We start from the raw sequence: 17,627 nt of genomic DNA on the forward strand, positions 1-17,627 counted from the left end.
ACTCGGCTGGTGAGGGCGGCCGGTGAAGACGGTTGGTGAGGACGGCCGGTGAGGGCAAGCGGCGCCGGGAGGTCGAGTGCCGGTGAAGGGCCGGCCGGTCACGTTCCGGCGACGGGTCGGCGCCGAGTTCGGTAACGGTTCGGCGGCGGGCTCGGCAATTCGGGGAATTCACCGGAGGGGAAAGAGACGGATGCGGCCAAGGCGTTTACGCATTCAATGGGGTTGATCGACTGAAGGAGTCGCCGGTGGGCGCATTGCCGCACCGGCGGTGAGGAAGCTTGTGAAGGCTTGTGAGAGGTGAGAGGGACGGCTGAGTTTTTGCGGCCCGGGGCACCATCATTCGCCTACGCGCGGTAAGTTTCTGGCCATGCCACGTGGACGTCACCGCCATTCACCGCCTCTGCACAGGCTGCTGCCCCCCACGGCGATCGCAGGCGTCTCGCTCGTCTGCGCCCTCGGGCCATGGATGTTCTCCGAGCCGGCGGTGCTCCGGGTCACCGCCGCCGTCGCCGCGGCGACCGCGGCCGTGGGCGCGGCGGTCATGCGCCGTTGGGACGTCGAGGCGGGCAAACGCGTCGCCGATCTCACGCGCGCGCGGGCGAGCGACGAGTGGCGCCACGAGGAGAAGGTCGCCGAACTCGAGACCGACCTCGACGAGTCCCGTGAGCTGCGCACCAAGCTGGAGCACAAGCTCCGCGCCAAGCGCACCGAACTGGCCAACCTCCGCAACGAGCACGCCGCCCTGCTGCGGCGCTACGCCACCGCCGAGACCGAGCGGGCCAGCGCGCTGGAGGGCCGCCGGCTGCTGGAGATCGAGACGACCGGCCCCGAGGACGCACGGGCCCTGCCGGCGGCGGGTGCGGACGCGGGCGACGGCGACGGCGGTGGAACCACGGCGGCGTCCCGGACCTCGACGGTGCCGCCGCAGGGGGTTCCCTCGCCGGGGGCGCCCTGGGCCTCGTGGGAGACGGCGTCCAAGGCCGCGGCGGCGAAGGCAGCGTCACAGGAGGCGGCCGGCGGGGCGGGTGCGGGGACTTCTGCCGCGAAGGGTGCGGAGGGCGAGGCCGGGGCCGAAGCCGTGACCGTTGCCGATGGGGATGGCTCGGGGGCGGAGAAGTCGCTCCCCTCGGTGTTCTCGCCGGACGGTTCGGCGCTCTTCCTGCGCGCGAACTCGGCGCTGGACCGGATCATCACCCAGCGGGGCTCCGCGAAGGATGTCGAGGAGGACACGACCGAGGGCTTGGAGCCTGGGGGTTCCGACTCCGTGGACGTGGACGTGGACATGGGCGAGGGCGAGGACGTCGACGTCGACCACCAGGCCGACGTGCCGGGCGACGACCCGGTTGCTGAGTCGGTTGATGAGCCGGTCGATGAGCCGGTCGACGACTCGCCGGAGACGCCTGCCGACGTGCCGCCGCCGACCGAGCCCGCCGGCTCCGTGGAATCCACCGAGACCGCCGAGACCGCCGAAACCGGCCAGTCCATCGAGCCCACCGACCTCACCGACCCCACTCAGCCCACTGAGCCCACCGAGGCCGACGACGCGACGACCAAGGGCGCGGGCGAGGGCGAGGAACCCAAGGGCGGTTCCCCCAAGGGCCCTTCTCCCAAGGGCGACCCGGACGGACCGACGGACGGGGGCACCCGGCAGGGACGTTCCCCCGAGGCGGAGGAGGAGCCGGTTCCGGTGCTCACCGCCGAGGAGGGCGACGCGGTCGGGAGCTCGGTGGCGGACCGTGGCCATGAGCGCGCGGCCGGCGGCCCCGTGCCCGTGGTGGCCGCACCGACCGGTGCGACGGGGGCGGGGGAGCTGACCCACGTGGACCCGTCGGGACGTGCCAGGCGTGAGGCGCAGGCGGAGCCGGTGGCTCCGGCGGCACTGCCCGCCCTTCCGCCGGCCGGTCACTTCACGGTGCCGACGGCCGTGGCGGTCGTTCCGGCGGCGCCGCAGCGGCGGTCGGCGGTGGAAGGAGGGTTCGACTTCTTCGGTACGCAGAAGGAGGCGGACACCCTGGACGCCGTGCAGAACGAGGACCTCGCCGACGTGGTCGGCCAGGAGGCGCTCGCGCTCCACAAGGCCGAGTCGGAGGCCCGGTTCAAGCGCGCCGACGAGGCCTCCCGGGGCATCGGACAGGTCATCGACCTCACGGCACACGACGAGACGGAACAGATCGACCTCCAGGGCCTGCGCACGGCGGCGTCCTAGCCGACGGAGGTCATCGCGCCACCCTCACGGCCGCCCGCCCTTCCCGGTGGGCGGCCGTAGGTCTGTCCAGAGGGTCCCGGGTCTCCCTGCACCCCGCAGGCGCCGACTCCCTCGTTCGCGCCCGTCCCCGCCACGCCCACGTGCCCGTCCCTGCCACGCCCCCGCCGCGCCCTAGACCATCCACCGGTCCGGCAGCGCCTCCCGCCGACCCGTCCGAGACCGTTCCGCCTGGGCCCGCAACAGGTCCGCCGCCTCGTCCGCGTCCCGCAGTCGCGCCGTCACGGTCTTGTTGGCGCCGGTGTCGACGTGGACGTCGGCGAGCCCCTTGTACCGCTTCCAGGGCCCCTGGGACAGCCGCACGCTCTGCACCTTCGCGTGCGGTACGAGATCGAGCCTGCGGCGCAGCAGCCCGTGCCGCGCCGCGAAGACCTGGTCGTCGACGGCCAGTCCGTACCCCCGCCACCACCACGGCACGCACCACCGCGCCCGCCCCGGCGGCCGTACGAGCGCCGTCGCGTCCGGCACGCCCACCCCCGGCAGCACCCGCGCGACGACCGACTCGGCCACCTCACGCGGCGCGACCGGCAGCAGAACGGAGTTGGTGGAGCCCGCCACGTCCAGTTCGACCCGGACCCACCCGCGGCGCCGCCACAGCAGCGGCTCGACGATGCGCACGGTCTGCACACGGCCGGGCGGCACCGTCTCGTGGGCCCGGTCGAGGAGCCCGTGGTCGATGCGGAGCCCGTCGGGGGAGTCGCCGACCGTCCAGTCGTACTCCCCGACGAACCGCCCCACACTGCTCGCCCCGGCCGCGCCGATCAGCGGCAGCGCGGTCGCGAGGATGGTCCACACGCTCCCCGTGGCGAACCACAGCACGGACGGTACGACGACCGCGGCCACGAGGGTCCACCAGGTGGCGCCGGTCAGGACGAGGGACATGGCCAGCACGCCCGCCGGGACCTTCAGCAACTGCCGTACGGGCGCCTCGCCGACCTCGTGCGCGGTCTCCGGCGCGAAACCGGCCGCGCGGGCGAGGAGTTCGGCCCGCAGGGCGTCGGCGTGCGCCTCGCCGAGATAGGCCAGCTCGTCCTTCTTGTCGGTGCCGACGACGTCGAGTCTCAGTTTGGCGACGCCCGCGATCCGGGCCAGCAACGGGCGGGTGACGTCGATGGCCTGAATGCGTTCGAGACGGATGTGGGCGGTGCGGCGGAACACCAGGCCGGTACGGATGCGCAGTTCGCTGTCGGTCACCGCGAAGTGGGTGAACCACCAGGTCAGGAAGCCGTAGAGGGCGGCGGCCGGGAGGAACACCGCGAGCCCGATCAGCAGGGTCGTCGTGTCGAGCCGCAGCAGCTGCCGCTGCGCCCCGTCCGGATCGTGCGCGCCCCACCCGATGAGCACCGCCACCGGCGCCCAGGCCCGCCGCAACGGCGTCACCGGATGCAGCCGGTGCTCGACGACCGGCTTCCGCGCCGTCGCGGCGTCGTCCGTCTGGCCGGCCTCCGCCCCCTGCACGCCGTCCACGTGTGTCGCGTGGTCCCCCGGCACACTGTCCACTCGTGTCGCGTCGTCCCCCGGCACGCCGTCCACCCGTGCCGTGTCGTCGCCCAGCGCGCCCTCCGCGTCCTGTGCCGACACCGTCACAGCCCTGCCGATCGGGCCTCGCCCAGCTGGGTCAGGTGATCACGCAGGCGTTCGGCCTCGGCCGGGTCGAGGCCCGGGATGCACGCGTCCGTGGCGGCCGCAGCCGTGTGCAGCTGCACACTCGCGAGGTTGAAGTGCCGCTCGACGGGACCGGAGGTCACCTCGACCAGCTGCATGCGCCCGTACGGCACGACGGTCTCCTCGCGCCAGAGCACCCCTCGGCTGATCAGCAGGTCGTCCGCCCGTTCGGCGTACCGCCACGACCGCCAGTTGCGGCCCAGCATCGGCCAGCCCCAGAGCAGCAGCGCCAGGGGCAGGAGCGCGAACGCCGCCCAGGGCGGCCCCGCCAGCCAGCCCAGCAGGACGGCCGTACCGACGGTGATCGGCACCAGCCACACCACCAGCAACAGCCGCCTCATCCGCAACAGCCCGGGCGGCAGTCCCGTCCAGGCGGGCTCGCCCTCCGCCCGCCCCGCGCCGTCTTCGAAGGTCCCCACGCTCCCCGTCTCCATTCCGCCAGCGTACGTACGACAGACTGTGCCCATGACTCCCCCGACGGAGACCCGAGAGACGACGGTCGGTATCGGCGGTGCCGCCGAGAGCACGGACATGGTGCTGAACATCGGCCCGCAGCATCCGTCCACGCACGGTGTGCTGCGGCTGCGCCTGGTCCTCGACGGCGAGCGGATCCAGCATGCCGAGCCGGTCATCGGCTATATGCACCGGGGCGCGGAGAAGCTCTTCGAGGCGCGCGACTACCGCCAGATCATCATGCTCGCCAACCGCCACGACTGGCTCTCCGCCTTCTCCAACGAGCTCGGCGTCGTCCTCGGCGTCGAACGCATGCTCGGCATGGAGGTCCCGGAGCGCGCGGTCTGGATGCGCACGCTCCTCGCCGAGCTGAACCGCGTCCTGAACCACCTGATGTTCCTCGGCTCCTACCCGCTGGAACTCGGCGGCATCACCGCGGTCTTCTACGCCTTCCGGGAGCGCGAGGAACTCCAGAACGTCATGGAGGAGATCTCCGGCGGGCGGATGCACTACATGTTCAACCGGGTGGGCGGCCTGAAGGAGGACCTGCCGGCCGGGTGGACCGCACGCGCGCGTGCCGCCGTCACCGACGTCCGCTCCCGCATGGACGTCTTCGACGACCTGGTGCTCGGCAACGAGATCTTCCGGGGGCGTACGAGGGAGGTGGGCGTCCTCGCGCCGGAGACCGTGCACGCGTACGGGGTGAGCGGGCCCATCGCCCGCGCCTCCGGTGTCGACTTCGACCTGCGGCGCGACGAGCCGTACCTGGCGTACGGCGACCTCCGGGACGTCCTGCGGGTCGTCACCCGTGACGAGGGCGACTGCCTCGCCCGTTTCGAGTGCCTGCTGGAGCAGACGCACAACTCCCTCGCCCTCGCCGACGCCTGCCTGGACCGGCTGGCCGACCTCCCGCCCGGCCCCGTCAACCAGCGGCTGCCGAAGGTCCTCAAGGCCCCCGAGGGGCACACGTACGCCTGGACCGAGAACCCCCTCGGCATCAACGGCTACTACCTCGTCAGCAAGGGGGAGAAGACCCCCTACCGCCTCAAGCTCCGCTCCGCCTCGTACAACAACATCCAGGCCCTCACCGAGCTGCTGCCGGGGACGCTGGTGGCCGACATGGTGGCGATCCTGGGCTCGCTGTTCTTCGTGGTGGGGGACATCGACAAGTAGGGCGGCCCACTTCCTAGTCGCGGGGCAGCGGGTCCGGGATCCCGACCGGCTGCAGCAGCCACCCGAAGTCGCCCAGGCCGCCCGGCGCTGTCAGTTCGGCGGCCTCGCCGGCGCCCGCGAGGGCGCGTACGTACGCCGTCGGGTCGGTGCTCGCCAGGGAGAGCGGCGGACGGCCGCCGGTGACCCCCAGGGCGCGCAGGGCCTCCCGCTGGGTGAGCAGCCGGGCCCCCGGCAGCGCGCACGCGTCCAGTGCCACGTGCGCGGTGATGTCGCACGACCCGTCCGGGACCGGCGTGGTCTCCCGCCCCTGCCGGAACCCGGTGAGCGTCCCGAAGGGCGGCCGGGAGCCGGCCAGGTGCGCGTAGTCGACGGCGACGGCGAGCCCTCGCTCGACGCCCGCCACGGCGGCGGCCCACGCCCGGTCCCGGGGCAGCCCGACCTCGGCCCGCAGCCCCTCCTCCCGGGCGAGCGGCCACCACCGGCGCAGCCACTCCGCCTCGGCCCCGCCGACGGGTTCCCCGAGCACCTCGCCGCCGTCCTGCCGTACGAGCACCAGCCGCGCCACACCCGCCGCGTCCACCTCGACGACCTCCACGGGCACGTTGTCCAGCCACTCGTTGGCGAACAGCAGCCCCGTGACCCCCTGCGGCGGTTCGATGACCCACTCGATGCGGTGATCGAGGCCGGGGGGCCGGTCGGCCCGTTCGACGGCGTACGCGCGTGTGCGTCCCGCCACATCCGCGGGCAGCGCGTCCAGCACCGCACCCACCAGTTCCCCGTGCCCGGCCCCCATGTCCACGAAGGCCAGCTCCCTGGGCCGCCCCGCCCCCTCGTCGACCCGGCACAGCAGCCGGGCCACGGCGGCGGCGAAGAGCGGGGAGGCGTGGACGGAGGTCCGGAAGTGCGCGGAGGGCCCGTCCGGCCGCAGGTAGAAGCCCTCGCGCCCGTACAGCGCCTCCTCGGTCGCCGCCCGCCAGGGCCGCGCCCTCTCCGGCGCGCGGGGAACCGCGCGACCGGCCCCACCCGACCCGCGGCCGCACTCCGACGCGCCCTCCTGAGCTCCTGGGCGATCCATCATCACGTCAGGCTAAGCGGAACGGGTAACCCGACCTCCACCTTGGGGAGTACTTGCACCCGTCATGGATCGGTCCTCCGGTTGACCCCGGCACACCGCCCGCTTCCCTACGCTGGGTTACGTGCAGCGCCTCTATGACTTCCTCCGCCGACACCCGACCTGGGTCGACAGCTTCTGGGCCGTCGTCCTGCTCGCGGTGACCCTGGCCGGCGGAGCGATCGACCCGGACTACGCGAGCGACATGAACGAGACCGCGTTCGTGGTGATCACGCTCGTGCTCTGTCTGTCGATCGCCCTGCGGCGCCGTATGCCCGAGAAGATGCTGATGCTGGCCGCCGCAGCGGGCATCGCGCAGCTCATCCTCGACGTGCCCCGCATCCCGGCCGACTTCGCGATGCTCGTGGTCATCTACACGGTCGCGGCGAACGGCGCCCGCTGGGCCTCCTGGTTCGCCCTGGGCGGCGGCCTGTGCGCGGCGACGCTGGGACAGCTGCGCTGGACCGAGGACGACACGAGCACGATGGGCAACGCGGTGCTCGCGCTGTTCCTGACCGTGCCGTTCGCCCTGGCCTGGGTGCTCGGCGACTCGCTGCGCACCCGCCGCGCGTACTTCGCGCAGCTGGAGGAGCGCGCCGCCCGCCTGGAGAAGGAGCGCGAGGCGCAGGCCAAGGTCGCGGTCGCCGCCGAGCGCGCCCGGATCGCCCGTGAACTGCACGACGTGGTCGCGCACAACGTGTCCGTGATGGTCGTCCAGGCCGACGGCGCCGCGTACGTCCTCGACGCCGCCCCCGACCAGGCGAAGAAGGCCCTGGAGACGATCTCCTCCACCGGCCGCCAGGCCCTCGCCGAGATGCGCCGCCTGCTGGGCGTGCTGCGCACCGGTGAGCACAAGGAGGTCGGCGAGTACGTCCCGCAGCCCGACGTCGAACAGATCGACGACCTGGTCGAGCAGTGCCGGGTGGCCGGGCTGCCCGTCGACTTCAAGATCGAGGGCACACCGCGCCCGCTGCCCAGCGGGGTGGAGCTGACGGCGTACCGCATCGTCCAGGAGGCCCTCACCAACACCCGCAAGCACGGCGGCCCGAACGCCGGTGCGAGTGTCCGGCTGGTCTACTTCGACGACGGCCTCGGTCTGCTCGTCGAGGACGACGGCAAGGGCGCGCCGCACGAGCTGTACGAGGAGGGCGGCGCCGACGGCCAGGGGCACGGCCTCATCGGGATGCGTGAGCGCGTCGGTATGGTCGGCGGCACGCTGGACGCGGGCCCCCGCCCCGGCGGCGGCTTCCGGATCAGCGCCCTGCTGCCCCTGAAGCCCGCGCACTGACCAGGCCTGACGGCCGCTGACACCTGTGGATGGAAGAGGAACCGATGGCGATCCGCGTGATGCTCGTCGACGACCAGGTGCTGCTGCGCACCGGGTTCCGGATGGTGCTGGCGGCCCAGCCGGACATGGAGGTCGTGGCCGAGGCGGGCGACGGCGTCGAGGCCCTCCAGGTCGTGCGGTCGACCGAGGTGGACGTGGTCCTCATGGACGTCCGGATGCCCAAGCTGGACGGGGTCGAGGCCACCCGCCGCATCTGCGCGGAGCCCGAGCCGCCCAAGGTGCTCATCCTGACCACCTTCGACCTCGACGAGTACGCCTTCTCCGGCCTGAAGGCGGGCGCCTCCGGCTTCATGCTCAAGGACGTGCCGCCCGGCGAGCTGCTGGCCGCGATCCGTGCCGTGCACAGCGGGGACGCGGTCGTCGCGCCGTCCACGACCCGGCGGCTGCTGGACCGGTTCGCCCCGATGCTCCCGGGCACCGGCTCGGAGCCCCGGCACAAGGAGCTGGAACGGCTCACCGAGCGCGAACGCGAGGTCATGATCCTCGTCGCGCAGGGCCTCTCCAACGGCGAGATCGCCGCCCGCCTCGTTCTCTCCGAGGCCACGGTGAAGACCCACGTCGGCCGCATCCTCACCAAGCTGGGCCTGCGCGACCGCGTCCAGGTGGTCGTGCTGGCGTACGAGACGGGGTTGGTACGCGCGGGGGGACACGGCTGAGGCGGCCGGCCGGCGTACGGCCCTCCGGTTCGCCCGGCCCTCCGGTTCGCCCGGGCTGCCGGTCGTCCGGTCAGCCGTTCGTCCGGTCATCTGAGCAACCCCTCCAGGAAGTCGCTCCCCAGCCGGGCCACCACCGCCACGTCCAGCTGGTGGAGGACGTACCGGCCCCGGCGGCGCGTCGTGAGGAGGCCCGCCTTCCTGAGGACGGCCAGGTGCCGGGATATCTCCGGCGGGGTCATGCCGAGCATCTGGGCCAGCTCGCCCGTGGTGTTCGCGCTGCGGGCCAGATTGCGGCACAGGCGCATCCGGACGGGGTGGGCCAGCGCCGTCATGCGCAGGGCGAGCTGCTCCACGGAGGGCGGGGCGGCGGGCTCGGCCGCGCTCACCGGGTACTGGATCACCGGCTGCCAGCCGAAGCGGTGCAGGACGGTGAGGTGGGGCCGGCCCAGGCTGGTCGGCACCAGCAGCAGACCGCCGTCACCGGTGCGCGTACGGCCCTCGACCAGCTTGTCCACGACGATCCGCCCCGCCGACCTGCCCACAGCGTCCACACCGTCCAGGGCCAGGGACGGCGAGACGGCGCCCAGCGCCCCGGCGAGGCCCTTGTGCCGCAGCACCTCGGTCTTGTGGCGGGCGTCCGCCGCGAGCGGGTGGCACAGCCGCGACCAGGTCTCGCTGAAGAAGGCCGCGTCGCAGTCCTCCAGGAACTGCCGCAGCCAGGCCCGCACACCGGGCGGGTCCGTCAGCAGCCGTCCGGCGAACCGCAGTTGCCGCGGCCCGCGCGCGGCGGCCAGTTCCAGGGCGCGGCGCCGCATCTCCGCGTCGGCCAGTGGACCGGGCCGTGGCGAGTCGTAGGCGTACCGGGGGGAGCAGACGAACTCCAGCCCGGCGTCGACGAACTGGTCGTCCGTCAGCTTGTCCAGCAGATCGAGGTCGTCGGCGAGCGTCGTACCCGGGAGGGTGTCCCGGCCGGGGATGCCGGCGAAGGGCATGAACAGGTCGGAGAACGACGTACGCCACAGGAAGTCCGCCTCGGACATCCGGTCCGCGAGATGCGCGTCGAGCCGGGCGGTCACTCCCGTCACCCAGCCCTGGAGCCCCGGGTGGTGTCCGGGCTCGGACAGCACGTGCAGCGCCATGCCGAGCTCGGCCAGCGGCGAGGGCACGACGGCCACCTTCTCCCGCCGCAGCCCGGTGATGTCGATGCGCACACTCATGGCCCCATGGTGCCCCGCCCGCGCCGGCCGGCCCGGTGGCTATTCGCCCGCGACCTTCTCCACCAGCGCCACGAAGTCCCCGACCGCCCGCCGGACGTCCTCGGCCGTCCACTGAAGCGCCGACCCCCGCACCTCGACCTCGGTGACCGCCAGCCCCGGCCCGCCCCGGTCCCAGGGGCGGGCGAAGAGCAGCGTGTCCGTCCGCTCGCCCTGCCGGACCGAGGCCTCCGCGACGACATCGACGTCGTACGGCAGCCAGACCTGGAACTCGTGGGTGTGCGGCTCCTCGGGGTGCACGCGGGACCACGGCACCCCCGCCTCCGCGAACCCCTCCCGCAGCGCGGCGGCGACCACGCGCGCGTGGCGCACGTACTCCGGCAGCCGGGGCAGCTCGCGCTCCAGGCCGACCAGGGCCGACAGGGCGGTGGGGAACTGGTGGAAGAGGTCGCCGCCGTACCGGTGCCGCCAGGCCTTCGCCTCGTCGACCAGGGTCTGGGGGCCGGCGATCGCGGCACCGCTGTAGGCGTTGAGGGACTTGTAGTACGACACGTAGACGCTGTCGGCGAGGCCCGCGATCTCGTCGAGGGGGCGGCCGAAGTGGGTCGTGGACTCCCAGAGCCGGGCCCCGTCGACGTGGACGACCGCCTCCCGCTCGTGCGCCGCGTCGACGACCGCCGTCAGCTCCTCCCAGGAGGGGAGCACGAAACCCGCCTCCCTGAGGGGCAGTTCGAGCATCAGCGCGCCGAAGGGCTCGTCGAAGCCGCGTACCTCGTCGGCGCTCGGCAGCCGGGGCTCGCTCGTCAGCACGGCCGGGCGCAATCCGCTGACCCGGCTGAACGCGTACCGCTCGTGCCTCTCGGGGTGGGCGAGCCCGTGCAGGGCCACCGTCGGGTTCCCGGTACGGCCCGCCCAGCACCGCAGGGCCACCTGCTGGGCCATCGTGCCGGTCGGGAAGAACGCGGCGGCCTCCATGCCGAGCAGCGCGGCGGTCCGCTCCTCCAGCGCCTCGACGACCCCGTTGCCGTAGATGTCCGCCGACTCGTCCAGGTCGTACACCTCGCCGGCCAGGTCCAGCAGCGAGAGCCGCTCGCGGATCGTCGCCAGCGCACTGGTCCGCGACAGCACCCGCGCGGCCGTCCGGTGGACCGCCCGCCGCCGCTCGTACCGCAGCATCGCCGGGGAGTCCCCGTCGGCCGTCCCGTCCTCGGTGGTCCCCGCCGCTTCGCTCATCCCGGGATCATCCCCCGACCGGAGCCGGTCCGGCACCTGGTTTTCCCGCCGATTCCGCGCCCGCCGGGCTCCCCGACACGACCTGCGAAAACGGTCCCGCGTCACCCCACAGCCTGTGGACGACCGAACACCCCTGTGACCAATCGCGTTAACATGACGAGAAATCGTCCGGTACCCAGAGCGGACTGGAACGGGAAGGCCACCACCGAGTGAGTACATTCCAGCAACCAGAGCCGAAGGACCGCCCCGCGCGGCTCGCCGTCGGTGTCGTCGGAGCCGGCCGGGTCGGCCCCGCGCTGGCGGCGTCGCTGAAGCTGGCGGGTCACCGGCCTGTGGCCGTCTCCGGCGTCTCCGACGCCTCCCGGCGACGCGCCGCCGAACTGCTGCCCGATGTCCCGCTGATGCCCCCCGCCGACGTGCTGCGCCACGCGGACCTGGTCCTGCTGACCGTCCCCGACGACGCCCTGCCGGGGCTGGTCGAGGGCCTCGCGGAGACCGGCTCCGTACGCCCGGGGCAGCTCCTCGTACACACCTCCGGGCGGTACGGCGCGAAGGTGCTGGACCCCGCGCTGCGGGCCGGGGCGCTGCCCCTGGCGCTGCACCCCGCGATGACGTTCACGGGGACCGCGGTGGACGTGCAGCGGCTCGCCGGGTGCTCCTTCGGGGTCACGGCTCCGGACGAGCTGCGGATGGCCGCCGAGGCGTTGGTGATCGAGATGGGCGGCGAGCCCGAGTGGATCGCCGAGGAGAACCGCCCGCTCTACCACGCGGCCCTCGCCCTCGGCGCCAACCACCTGGTGACCCTGGTCGCCCAGTCCATGGAGCTGCTGCGCACGGCCGGGGTCACCGCCCCCGACCGCATGCTCGGCCCGCTGCTCGGCGCCGCCCTGGACAACGCCCTCAGGTCGGGCGACGCGGCCCTCACCGGCCCCGTCGCGCGCGGTGACGCGGGCACGGTCGCCGCGCACGTCGCCGAGCTGCGCGCGCACGCCCCGGCCACCGTCGCCGGATACCTGGCGATGGCCCGCGCGACCGCCGACCGGGCCCTCGCCCACGGACTGCTCAAGCCGGAGCTGGCCGAGGACCTCCTCGGGGTGCTCGCCGGCGGGGCGGACCGCGCCACCGGAGCGGGCGGGACCGACGGCACCGAAGGGAACGCCCGATGACCATCACCGTGCTGCGCACCGCCGACGAACTGCACGCACGCGCGCGTACGGGACGCCGGGCCGTCGTGATGACCATGGGCGCCCTGCACGAGGGCCACGCCACCCTGGTCCGCGTCGCGCGCGAGATCGCGGGCGACACGGGCGAGGTCGTCGTGACCGTCTTCGTCAACCCCCTCCAGTTCGGCGCCGGCGAGGACCTCGACCGCTACCCGCGCACCCTGGACGCCGACGTCAAGCTCGCCGAACAGGCGGGCGCGGACGTGGTGTTCGCCCCGTCCGTGGACGAGGTCTACCCGGGCGGCGAACCCGAGGTCCGGATCACCGCCGGGCCCATGGGGGAGCGCCTGGAGGGCGCCTCCCGCCCCGGGCACTTCGACGGCATGCTTACCGTCGTCGCCAAACTGCTCCACCTCACCCGCCCCGACGTGGCGCTCTACGGCCAGAAGGACGCCCAGCAGCTCGCCCTGATCCGCCGCATGGTCCGCGACCTGAACTTCGGTATGGAGATCGTGGGCGTGCCGACCGTCCGTGAGGACGACGGCCTGGCCCTGTCCAGCCGCAACCGGTACCTGTCCACCGAGGAGCGCCGCACCGCCCTCGCGCTCTCCCAGGCCCTGTTCGCGGGCCGCGACCGGCACGCCGCACAGGAGGCGCTGCGCGCGCGTGCCCGTGAGGTGCCCGCCACGCGCGCGCGTGCCGAGGCCCTGAGCGCGATCGGCGAGTCCCGTGCGGCCGCCGACGCGCACGCCATGGCCAAGTCCGCCCCCGGCGGCCCGGCCGCCGTCCGCGCCGCCGCCCGACTGGTCCTCGACGAGGCCCTGCGCATGAAGCCGCCGCTCGTCCTCGACTACCTGGCCCTGGTCGACCCGTCCGACTTCACCGACATCCCCGACGACTTCACCGGCGAAGCCGTCCTCGCCGTCGCGGCCCGGGTGGGGACGACCCGGCTGATCGACAACCTCCCCCTGACCTTCGGAGCCGCCTCGTGACCAGCACAGGCATACGACTGCACGCGCCCGCACCGGGCTGGTCCATCGACGCCGACGTGGTCGTCGTCGGCTCGGGCGTCGCCGGCCTCACCGCCGCGCTGCGCTGCGAGGCCGCCGGCCTGACCACGGTCGTCGTCACCAAGGCCCGCCTCGACGACGGCTCCACCCGCTGGGCCCAGGGCGGTATCGCCGCGGCCCTCGGCGAGGGCGACACCCCCGAACAGCACCTGGACGACACCCTGGTGGCCGGCGCGGGCCTGTGCGACGAGAAGGCCGTACGCATCCTCGTCACCGAGGGACCCGACGCCGTACGCCGGCTGATCGCGACCGGCGCCCACTTCGACGAGTCGGAGGAGGGCGGCCTGGAGCTGACCCGCGAGGGCGGCCACCACCGCCGCCGCATCGCCCACGCGGGCGGCGACGCCACCGGCGCGGAGATCTCCCGGGCCCTCGTGGAGGCCGTACGCGCGCGTGGCGTGCGGACCGTCGAGAACGCGCTCGTGCTGGACCTGCTGACCGACGCCGCCGGCCGCACCGCCGGGGTCACCCTGCACGTCATGGGCGAGGGCCAGCACGACGGCGTGGGAGCCGTCCACGCCCCCGCGGTCGTCCTCGCCACGGGCGGCATGGGCCAGGTCTTCTCCGCCACCACCAACCCTTCGGTGTCGACCGGCGACGGCGTGGCCCTCGCCCTGCGCGCGGGCGCGGAGATCTCCGACCTCGAATTCGTCCAGTTCCACCCGACCGTGCTGTTCCTCGGCGCGGACGCCGAGGGCCAGCAGCCCCTGGTCTCCGAGGCCGTCCGCGGCGAGGGCGCCCACCTGGTCGACGCCGACGGCGTCCGCTTCATGGTCGGACAGCACGAGCTGGCCGAGCTGGCGCCCCGGGACATCGTCGCCAAGGGCATCATGCGCCGTATGCAGGAGCAGGGCGTCGAGCACATGTACCTGGACGCCCGACACTTCGGCGCGCACATGTGGGAGCACCGCTTCCCGACGATCCTCGCCGCCTGCCGCGCCCACGGCCTCGACCCGGTCACCGAGCCCATCCCGGTCGCCCCGGCCGCCCACTACGCCTCCGGCGGCGTGCGCACCGACTCCCGCGGCCGCACCACCGTCCCCGGCCTGTACGCCTGCGGCGAGGTCGCCTGCACCGGCGTCCACGGCGCCAACCGGCTCGCCTCCAACTCCCTCCTGGAGGGCCTGGTCTACGCCGAGCGCATCGTCGCCGACATCGCCGAGTCCCACGCCGACCACGGCCTCCACGCGCGCGTGCCCCAGCCCGTCCCGCACGCCGAGCAGCCCGCGCACCCGCTGCTCGCCCCGGAGATACGGTTCGCGATCCAGCGGACCATGACCGAGGGCGCCGGCGTGCTGCGCTCCGAGGCGTCCCTGGCCACCGCCGCGGCCGCCCTGGACCGGCTGCACGCCGAGGCCCGCGACGCCCTCGCCGAGAACGGCAAGACGGCCGAGCCCGGCGTCGACACCTGGGAGACCACCAACCTCCTGTGCGTGGCCCGCGTCCTGGTCGCGGCCGCCCGGCTGCGCGAGGAGACCCGCGGCTGCCACTGGCGCGAGGACCGCGCCGAGCGCGACGACGCCGCCTGGCGCCGCCACATCGTCGTACGGCTGAATCCGGACCGGACGCTCGCCGTACACACCACCGATACCGCAGACTTCCCCCCGACCCGGCAGCACCAGCAGGAGCAGTGACAGACGTGAGCACTCCCGACCTTCCCCTCGCCCAGAGCGGCGGCTGCGGCGACGGCTGCGCCTGCGGCGCGGACGACGGCCTCAGCGAGGAATACCTGGAGTGCGGGCTCGATCCCGCGCTCGCCCAGCTCCTGGCCGACGCCGGACTCGACCCCGTGGAGGTCGAGGACATCGCCAACGTCGCCATCCAGGAGGACCTCGACCACGGCGTGGACGTGACCACGGTCGCCACGATCCCCGAGGACGCCCGCGCCACCGCCGACTTCACCGCCCGCGAGGGCGGCGTCGTGGCGGGCCTGAGAGTTGCCGAGGCGGTCCTCTCGGTGGCCTGCTCCGACGAGTTCGAGGTCGAGCGGCACGTCGACGACGGCGACCGCGTCGAGGCCGGCCAGAAGCTCCTCAGCGTCACCGGCGCCACCCGCGACCTGCTCACCGCCGAGCGCAGCGCCCTGAACCTGCTGTGCCGCCTCTCCGGCATCGCCACCGCCACGCGCGCGTGGGCGGACACCCTGGAGGGCACCAAGGCCAAGGTGCGCGACACCCGGAAGACGACGCCGGGCCTGCGTTCCCTGGAGAAGTTCGCGGTCCGCTGCGGCGGCGGGATCAACCACCGCATGTCCTTGTCGGACGCGGCCCTCGTCAAGGACAACCACGTCGTCGCCGCAGGCGGAGTCGCCCAGGCATTCGAGGCCGTGCGCGCGATGTTCCCCGAGGTGCCCATCGAGGTCGAGGTCGACACCCTGCACCAGCTGCGCGAGGTCGTCGACGCGGGCGCCGATCTGATCCTCCTGGACAACTTCACCCCGCTCGAGTGCGAGGAGGCGGTCTCGCTCGTCGACGGCCGCGCCCTCCTGGAGGCCTCGGGCCGGCTGACCCTCACCAACGCGAAGGCGTACGCGGACACCGGCGTCGACTTCCTGGCCGTCGGGGCCCTGACCCACTCGTCCCCGATCCTGGACATCGGCCTCGACCTGCGCGCGGCCGAGTAGGACGGGGACGGGCCATGCTGCTGACGATCGACGTGGGCAACACCCACACCGTCCTCGGTCTGTTCGACGGCGAGGACATCGTCGAACACTGGCGCATCTCCACCGACGCGCGCCGCACCGCCGACGAACTGGCGGTCCTCCTCCAGGGCCTCATGGGCATGCACCCGCTGCTGGGCGAGGAGCTGGGCGACGGCATCGACGGCATCGCGATCTGCGCCACCGTCCCGTCGGTGCTGCACGAACTCCGCGAGGTGACCCGCCGCTACTACGGCGACGTCCCCGCGGTCCTCGTCGAGCCGGGGGTGAAGACGGGCGTCCCGATCCTCACCGACAACCCCAAGGAGGTCGGCGCCGACCGCATCATCAACGCCGTCGCCGCCGTCGAGCTGTACGGCGGTCCGGCCGTCGTCGTGGACTTCGGTACGGCGACGACGTTCGACGCGGTCAGCGCGCGCGGCGAGTACGTCGGCGGTGTCATCGCCCCCGGTATCGAGATCTCTGTCGAGGCGCTGGGCGTCAAGGGCGCCCAGCTCCGCAAGATCGAGGTCGCCCGGCCGCGCAGCGTGATCGGCAAGAACACGGTCGAGGCGATGCAGTCCGGGATCGTGTACGGGTTCGCCGGGCAGGTCGACGGTGTGGTGAGCAGGATGGTCCGTGAACTGGCCGACGACCCCGAGGACGTGACGGTCATCGCCACCGGGGGGCTCGCGCCGATGGTGCTGGGGGAGTCCTCGGTGATCGACGAACACGAGCCGTGGCTGACGCTGATCGGCCTCCGCCTGGTGTACGAACGCAACGCGTCCCGGCTCTGAGCGTCTGCGGGCCGGTGGGGCTGGTCGCGCAGTTCCCCGCGCCCCTAAAGGGCCAGGCCCTGCGGGCCTGAAAAGCACGGGGCGCAGCCCCTGCTTTTCAGGGGCGCGGGGAACTGCGCGAGAAGCCCCACCGGCCCGCAGACGACCGAGACCCGAGCGCGCCGGGAAAACGACCCCCACGTGGGTGGAACCGGCGGCGCCACGCCCCCTCATCACATCTGTTTTGTCTGATTAGCGCGTATCGTCGCCGCATGCCCACGCCCCACGGAACCCGCGGCGGCATGGCGTTCGGCGCTGAGGAGCTGCGTGTGCTCCGCCGTGCCCTCGCCCTCGCCCTCAACCCCAGTCCCGTCTCGGCGGAGGAGGTGCAGGACTGCCTCCGGCTCGCCGAGTCCGTCGACGAGGTGGCCCGTGAGTACGCCCGTCTGAGGGCGTTCCTGCTGGCCGACCTCGCCCGGTACCGCGCCGCGCTCCCCGGCACCGTCACGGGCTACGCGGCGCTCCTGACGCAGGCCCTGGACGCCGGGTACCGCCCCCTCCCGGACGACCTCGCCGCGCTGCGCGCCCTGCGCGGCAACCCCGCCGTCGCGGCGCTCCTGGAGCGCTGTCGCCCGCTCGTCGCACAGGACGTGCGCGCCCGTTTCGCGGGGCGCGCGGCCACCTCGGCCGTCGTCGTCCCCGCCTCGCGCTCCGCCTCCGGCCGCTCGCGGCTCCGGCTCACCGCGCTCCCCGGCGGTCTGGTGGAGCAGGACGCGCGGGACACCCACGCGCGCGCCGCCGGGGAGCTGGGACAGCCGGAGCGCGGACGGGCCGAAGCAGGGCCGGGGCCTACGCCTTGTACAC

Annotated in this window: 15 protein-coding genes; 10 read left to right on the plus strand and 5 right to left on the minus strand. The window is 73.6% G+C overall.

Annotation, left to right across the window (positions count from 1 at the left end):
* Window positions 1-367 precede the first annotated feature (367 nt).
* Window positions 368-2,206, plus strand: a complete 1,839-nt coding sequence (locus P1P70_RS11045; protein WP_319236612.1) for a hypothetical protein — start codon at window positions 368-370, stop codon at window positions 2,204-2,206.
* Window positions 2,207-2,377: 171 nt separating this feature from the next.
* On the opposite strand, the gene P1P70_RS11050 is transcribed toward P1P70_RS11045, so the two are convergent.
* Window positions 2,378-3,730 carry a PH domain-containing protein gene (locus tag P1P70_RS11050; RefSeq protein ID WP_413471453.1) on the minus strand — a complete coding sequence of 451 codons (1,353 nt, stop codon included), beginning with the start codon at window positions 3,728-3,730 and terminating at the stop codon, window positions 2,378-2,380.
* Window positions 3,731-3,846: 116 nt separating this feature from the next.
* Window positions 3,847-4,362 (minus strand): PH domain-containing protein, encoded by a 516-nt coding sequence (locus tag P1P70_RS11055; RefSeq protein WP_319236614.1) that lies wholly within the window; start codon window positions 4,360-4,362, stop codon window positions 3,847-3,849.
* Window positions 4,363-4,393: 31 nt separating this feature from the next.
* Here P1P70_RS11055 and P1P70_RS11060 point away from each other — a divergent pair, with 31 nt between their 5' ends.
* Window positions 4,394-5,554, plus strand: a complete 1,161-nt coding sequence (locus tag P1P70_RS11060) for an NADH-quinone oxidoreductase subunit D (protein WP_319236615.1) — start codon at window positions 4,394-4,396, stop codon at window positions 5,552-5,554.
* A gap of 13 nt (window positions 5,555-5,567) precedes the next feature.
* Here P1P70_RS11060 and P1P70_RS11065 read toward each other — a convergent pair whose 3' ends face one another.
* Window positions 5,568-6,632, minus strand: a complete 1,065-nt coding sequence (locus P1P70_RS11065) for an SAM-dependent methyltransferase (protein ID WP_319236616.1) — start codon at window positions 6,630-6,632, stop codon at window positions 5,568-5,570.
* A 118-nt stretch (window positions 6,633-6,750) separates the two neighbouring features.
* On the opposite strand from P1P70_RS11065, the gene P1P70_RS11070 reads away from it, so the two are divergent.
* Both P1P70_RS11070 and P1P70_RS11075 read left to right on the plus strand, forming a co-directional pair.
* Window positions 6,751-7,953, plus strand: coding sequence for a sensor histidine kinase (locus P1P70_RS11070; RefSeq protein ID WP_319236617.1), 1,203 nt, complete (start codon window positions 6,751-6,753; stop codon window positions 7,951-7,953).
* 44 nt (window positions 7,954-7,997) lie between these two features.
* Window positions 7,998-8,669: a response regulator gene (locus tag P1P70_RS11075; protein WP_045562630.1), complete on the plus strand. Its 672-nt coding sequence runs from the start codon at window positions 7,998-8,000 to the stop codon at window positions 8,667-8,669.
* A gap of 86 nt (window positions 8,670-8,755) precedes the next feature.
* Here P1P70_RS11075 and P1P70_RS11080 read toward each other — a convergent pair whose 3' ends face one another.
* Both P1P70_RS11080 and P1P70_RS11085 read right to left on the minus strand, forming a co-directional pair.
* Complete coding sequence (locus P1P70_RS11080; RefSeq protein WP_319236618.1) at window positions 8,756-9,886, minus strand: DUF5937 family protein; 1,131 nt, start codon at window positions 9,884-9,886, stop codon at window positions 8,756-8,758.
* A gap of 39 nt (window positions 9,887-9,925) precedes the next feature.
* Window positions 9,926-11,116 (minus strand): threonine aldolase family protein, encoded by a 1,191-nt coding sequence (locus P1P70_RS11085; protein WP_319236620.1) that lies wholly within the window; start codon window positions 11,114-11,116, stop codon window positions 9,926-9,928.
* A 209-nt stretch (window positions 11,117-11,325) separates the two neighbouring features.
* On the opposite strand from P1P70_RS11085, the gene P1P70_RS11090 reads away from it, so the two are divergent.
* From P1P70_RS11090 to P1P70_RS11115, 6 genes are all read left to right on the plus strand, one after another.
* Window positions 11,326-12,282 (plus strand): Rossmann-like and DUF2520 domain-containing protein, encoded by a 957-nt coding sequence (locus P1P70_RS11090; protein ID WP_319236622.1) that lies wholly within the window; start codon window positions 11,326-11,328, stop codon window positions 12,280-12,282.
* Complete coding sequence (panC, locus tag P1P70_RS11095; protein WP_319236623.1) at window positions 12,279-13,271, plus strand: pantoate--beta-alanine ligase; 993 nt, start codon at window positions 12,279-12,281, stop codon at window positions 13,269-13,271. Before P1P70_RS11090 ends, panC begins: the two co-directional genes overlap by 4 nt.
* A complete protein-coding gene (locus tag P1P70_RS11100; RefSeq protein WP_319236625.1) occupies window positions 13,268-14,983 on the plus strand; it encodes an L-aspartate oxidase in 1,716 nt (571 codons plus the stop codon). Before panC ends, P1P70_RS11100 begins: the two co-directional genes overlap by 4 nt.
* Before the next feature lie 5 nt (window positions 14,984-14,988).
* Window positions 14,989-15,972 carry a carboxylating nicotinate-nucleotide diphosphorylase gene (nadC, locus tag P1P70_RS11105; RefSeq protein WP_319236627.1) on the plus strand — a complete coding sequence of 328 codons (984 nt, stop codon included), beginning with the start codon at window positions 14,989-14,991 and terminating at the stop codon, window positions 15,970-15,972.
* Between the two features lie 14 nt (window positions 15,973-15,986).
* Window positions 15,987-16,784 (plus strand): type III pantothenate kinase, encoded by a 798-nt coding sequence (locus P1P70_RS11110; RefSeq protein ID WP_239756472.1) that lies wholly within the window; start codon window positions 15,987-15,989, stop codon window positions 16,782-16,784.
* 251 nt (window positions 16,785-17,035) lie between these two features.
* On the plus strand, window positions 17,036-17,627 hold a 592-nt coding region (locus P1P70_RS11115; RefSeq protein ID WP_413471452.1), incomplete at its 3' end, for a hypothetical protein.

Source organism: Streptomyces sp. MB09-02B, from assembly GCF_033794485.1.
Taxonomy (GTDB): domain Bacteria; phylum Actinomycetota; class Actinomycetes; order Streptomycetales; family Streptomycetaceae; genus Streptomyces.

Excerpts from the sequence above, each read along its gene's own strand:
- panC (WP_319236623.1), top strand. The coding sequence starts at position 12,279 with ATGACCATCACCGTGCTGCGCACCGCCGACGAACTGCACGCACGCGCG.
- P1P70_RS11085 (WP_319236620.1), bottom strand. The coding sequence starts at position 11,116 with ATGAGCGAAGCGGCGGGGACCACCGAGGACGGGACGGCCGACGGGGAC.
- P1P70_RS11060 (WP_319236615.1), top strand. The coding sequence starts at position 4,394 with ATGACTCCCCCGACGGAGACCCGAGAGACGACGGTCGGTATCGGCGGT.
- P1P70_RS11065 (WP_319236616.1), bottom strand. The coding sequence starts at position 6,632 with ATGATGGATCGCCCAGGAGCTCAGGAGGGCGCGTCGGAGTGCGGCCGC.
- P1P70_RS11045 (WP_319236612.1), top strand. The coding sequence starts at position 368 with ATGCCACGTGGACGTCACCGCCATTCACCGCCTCTGCACAGGCTGCTG.
- P1P70_RS11080 (WP_319236618.1), bottom strand. The coding sequence starts at position 9,886 with ATGAGTGTGCGCATCGACATCACCGGGCTGCGGCGGGAGAAGGTGGCC.
- P1P70_RS11055 (WP_319236614.1), bottom strand. The coding sequence starts at position 4,362 with ATGGAGACGGGGAGCGTGGGGACCTTCGAAGACGGCGCGGGGCGGGCG.
- P1P70_RS11110 (WP_239756472.1), top strand. The coding sequence starts at position 15,987 with ATGCTGCTGACGATCGACGTGGGCAACACCCACACCGTCCTCGGTCTG.
- P1P70_RS11075 (WP_045562630.1), top strand. The coding sequence starts at position 7,998 with ATGGCGATCCGCGTGATGCTCGTCGACGACCAGGTGCTGCTGCGCACC.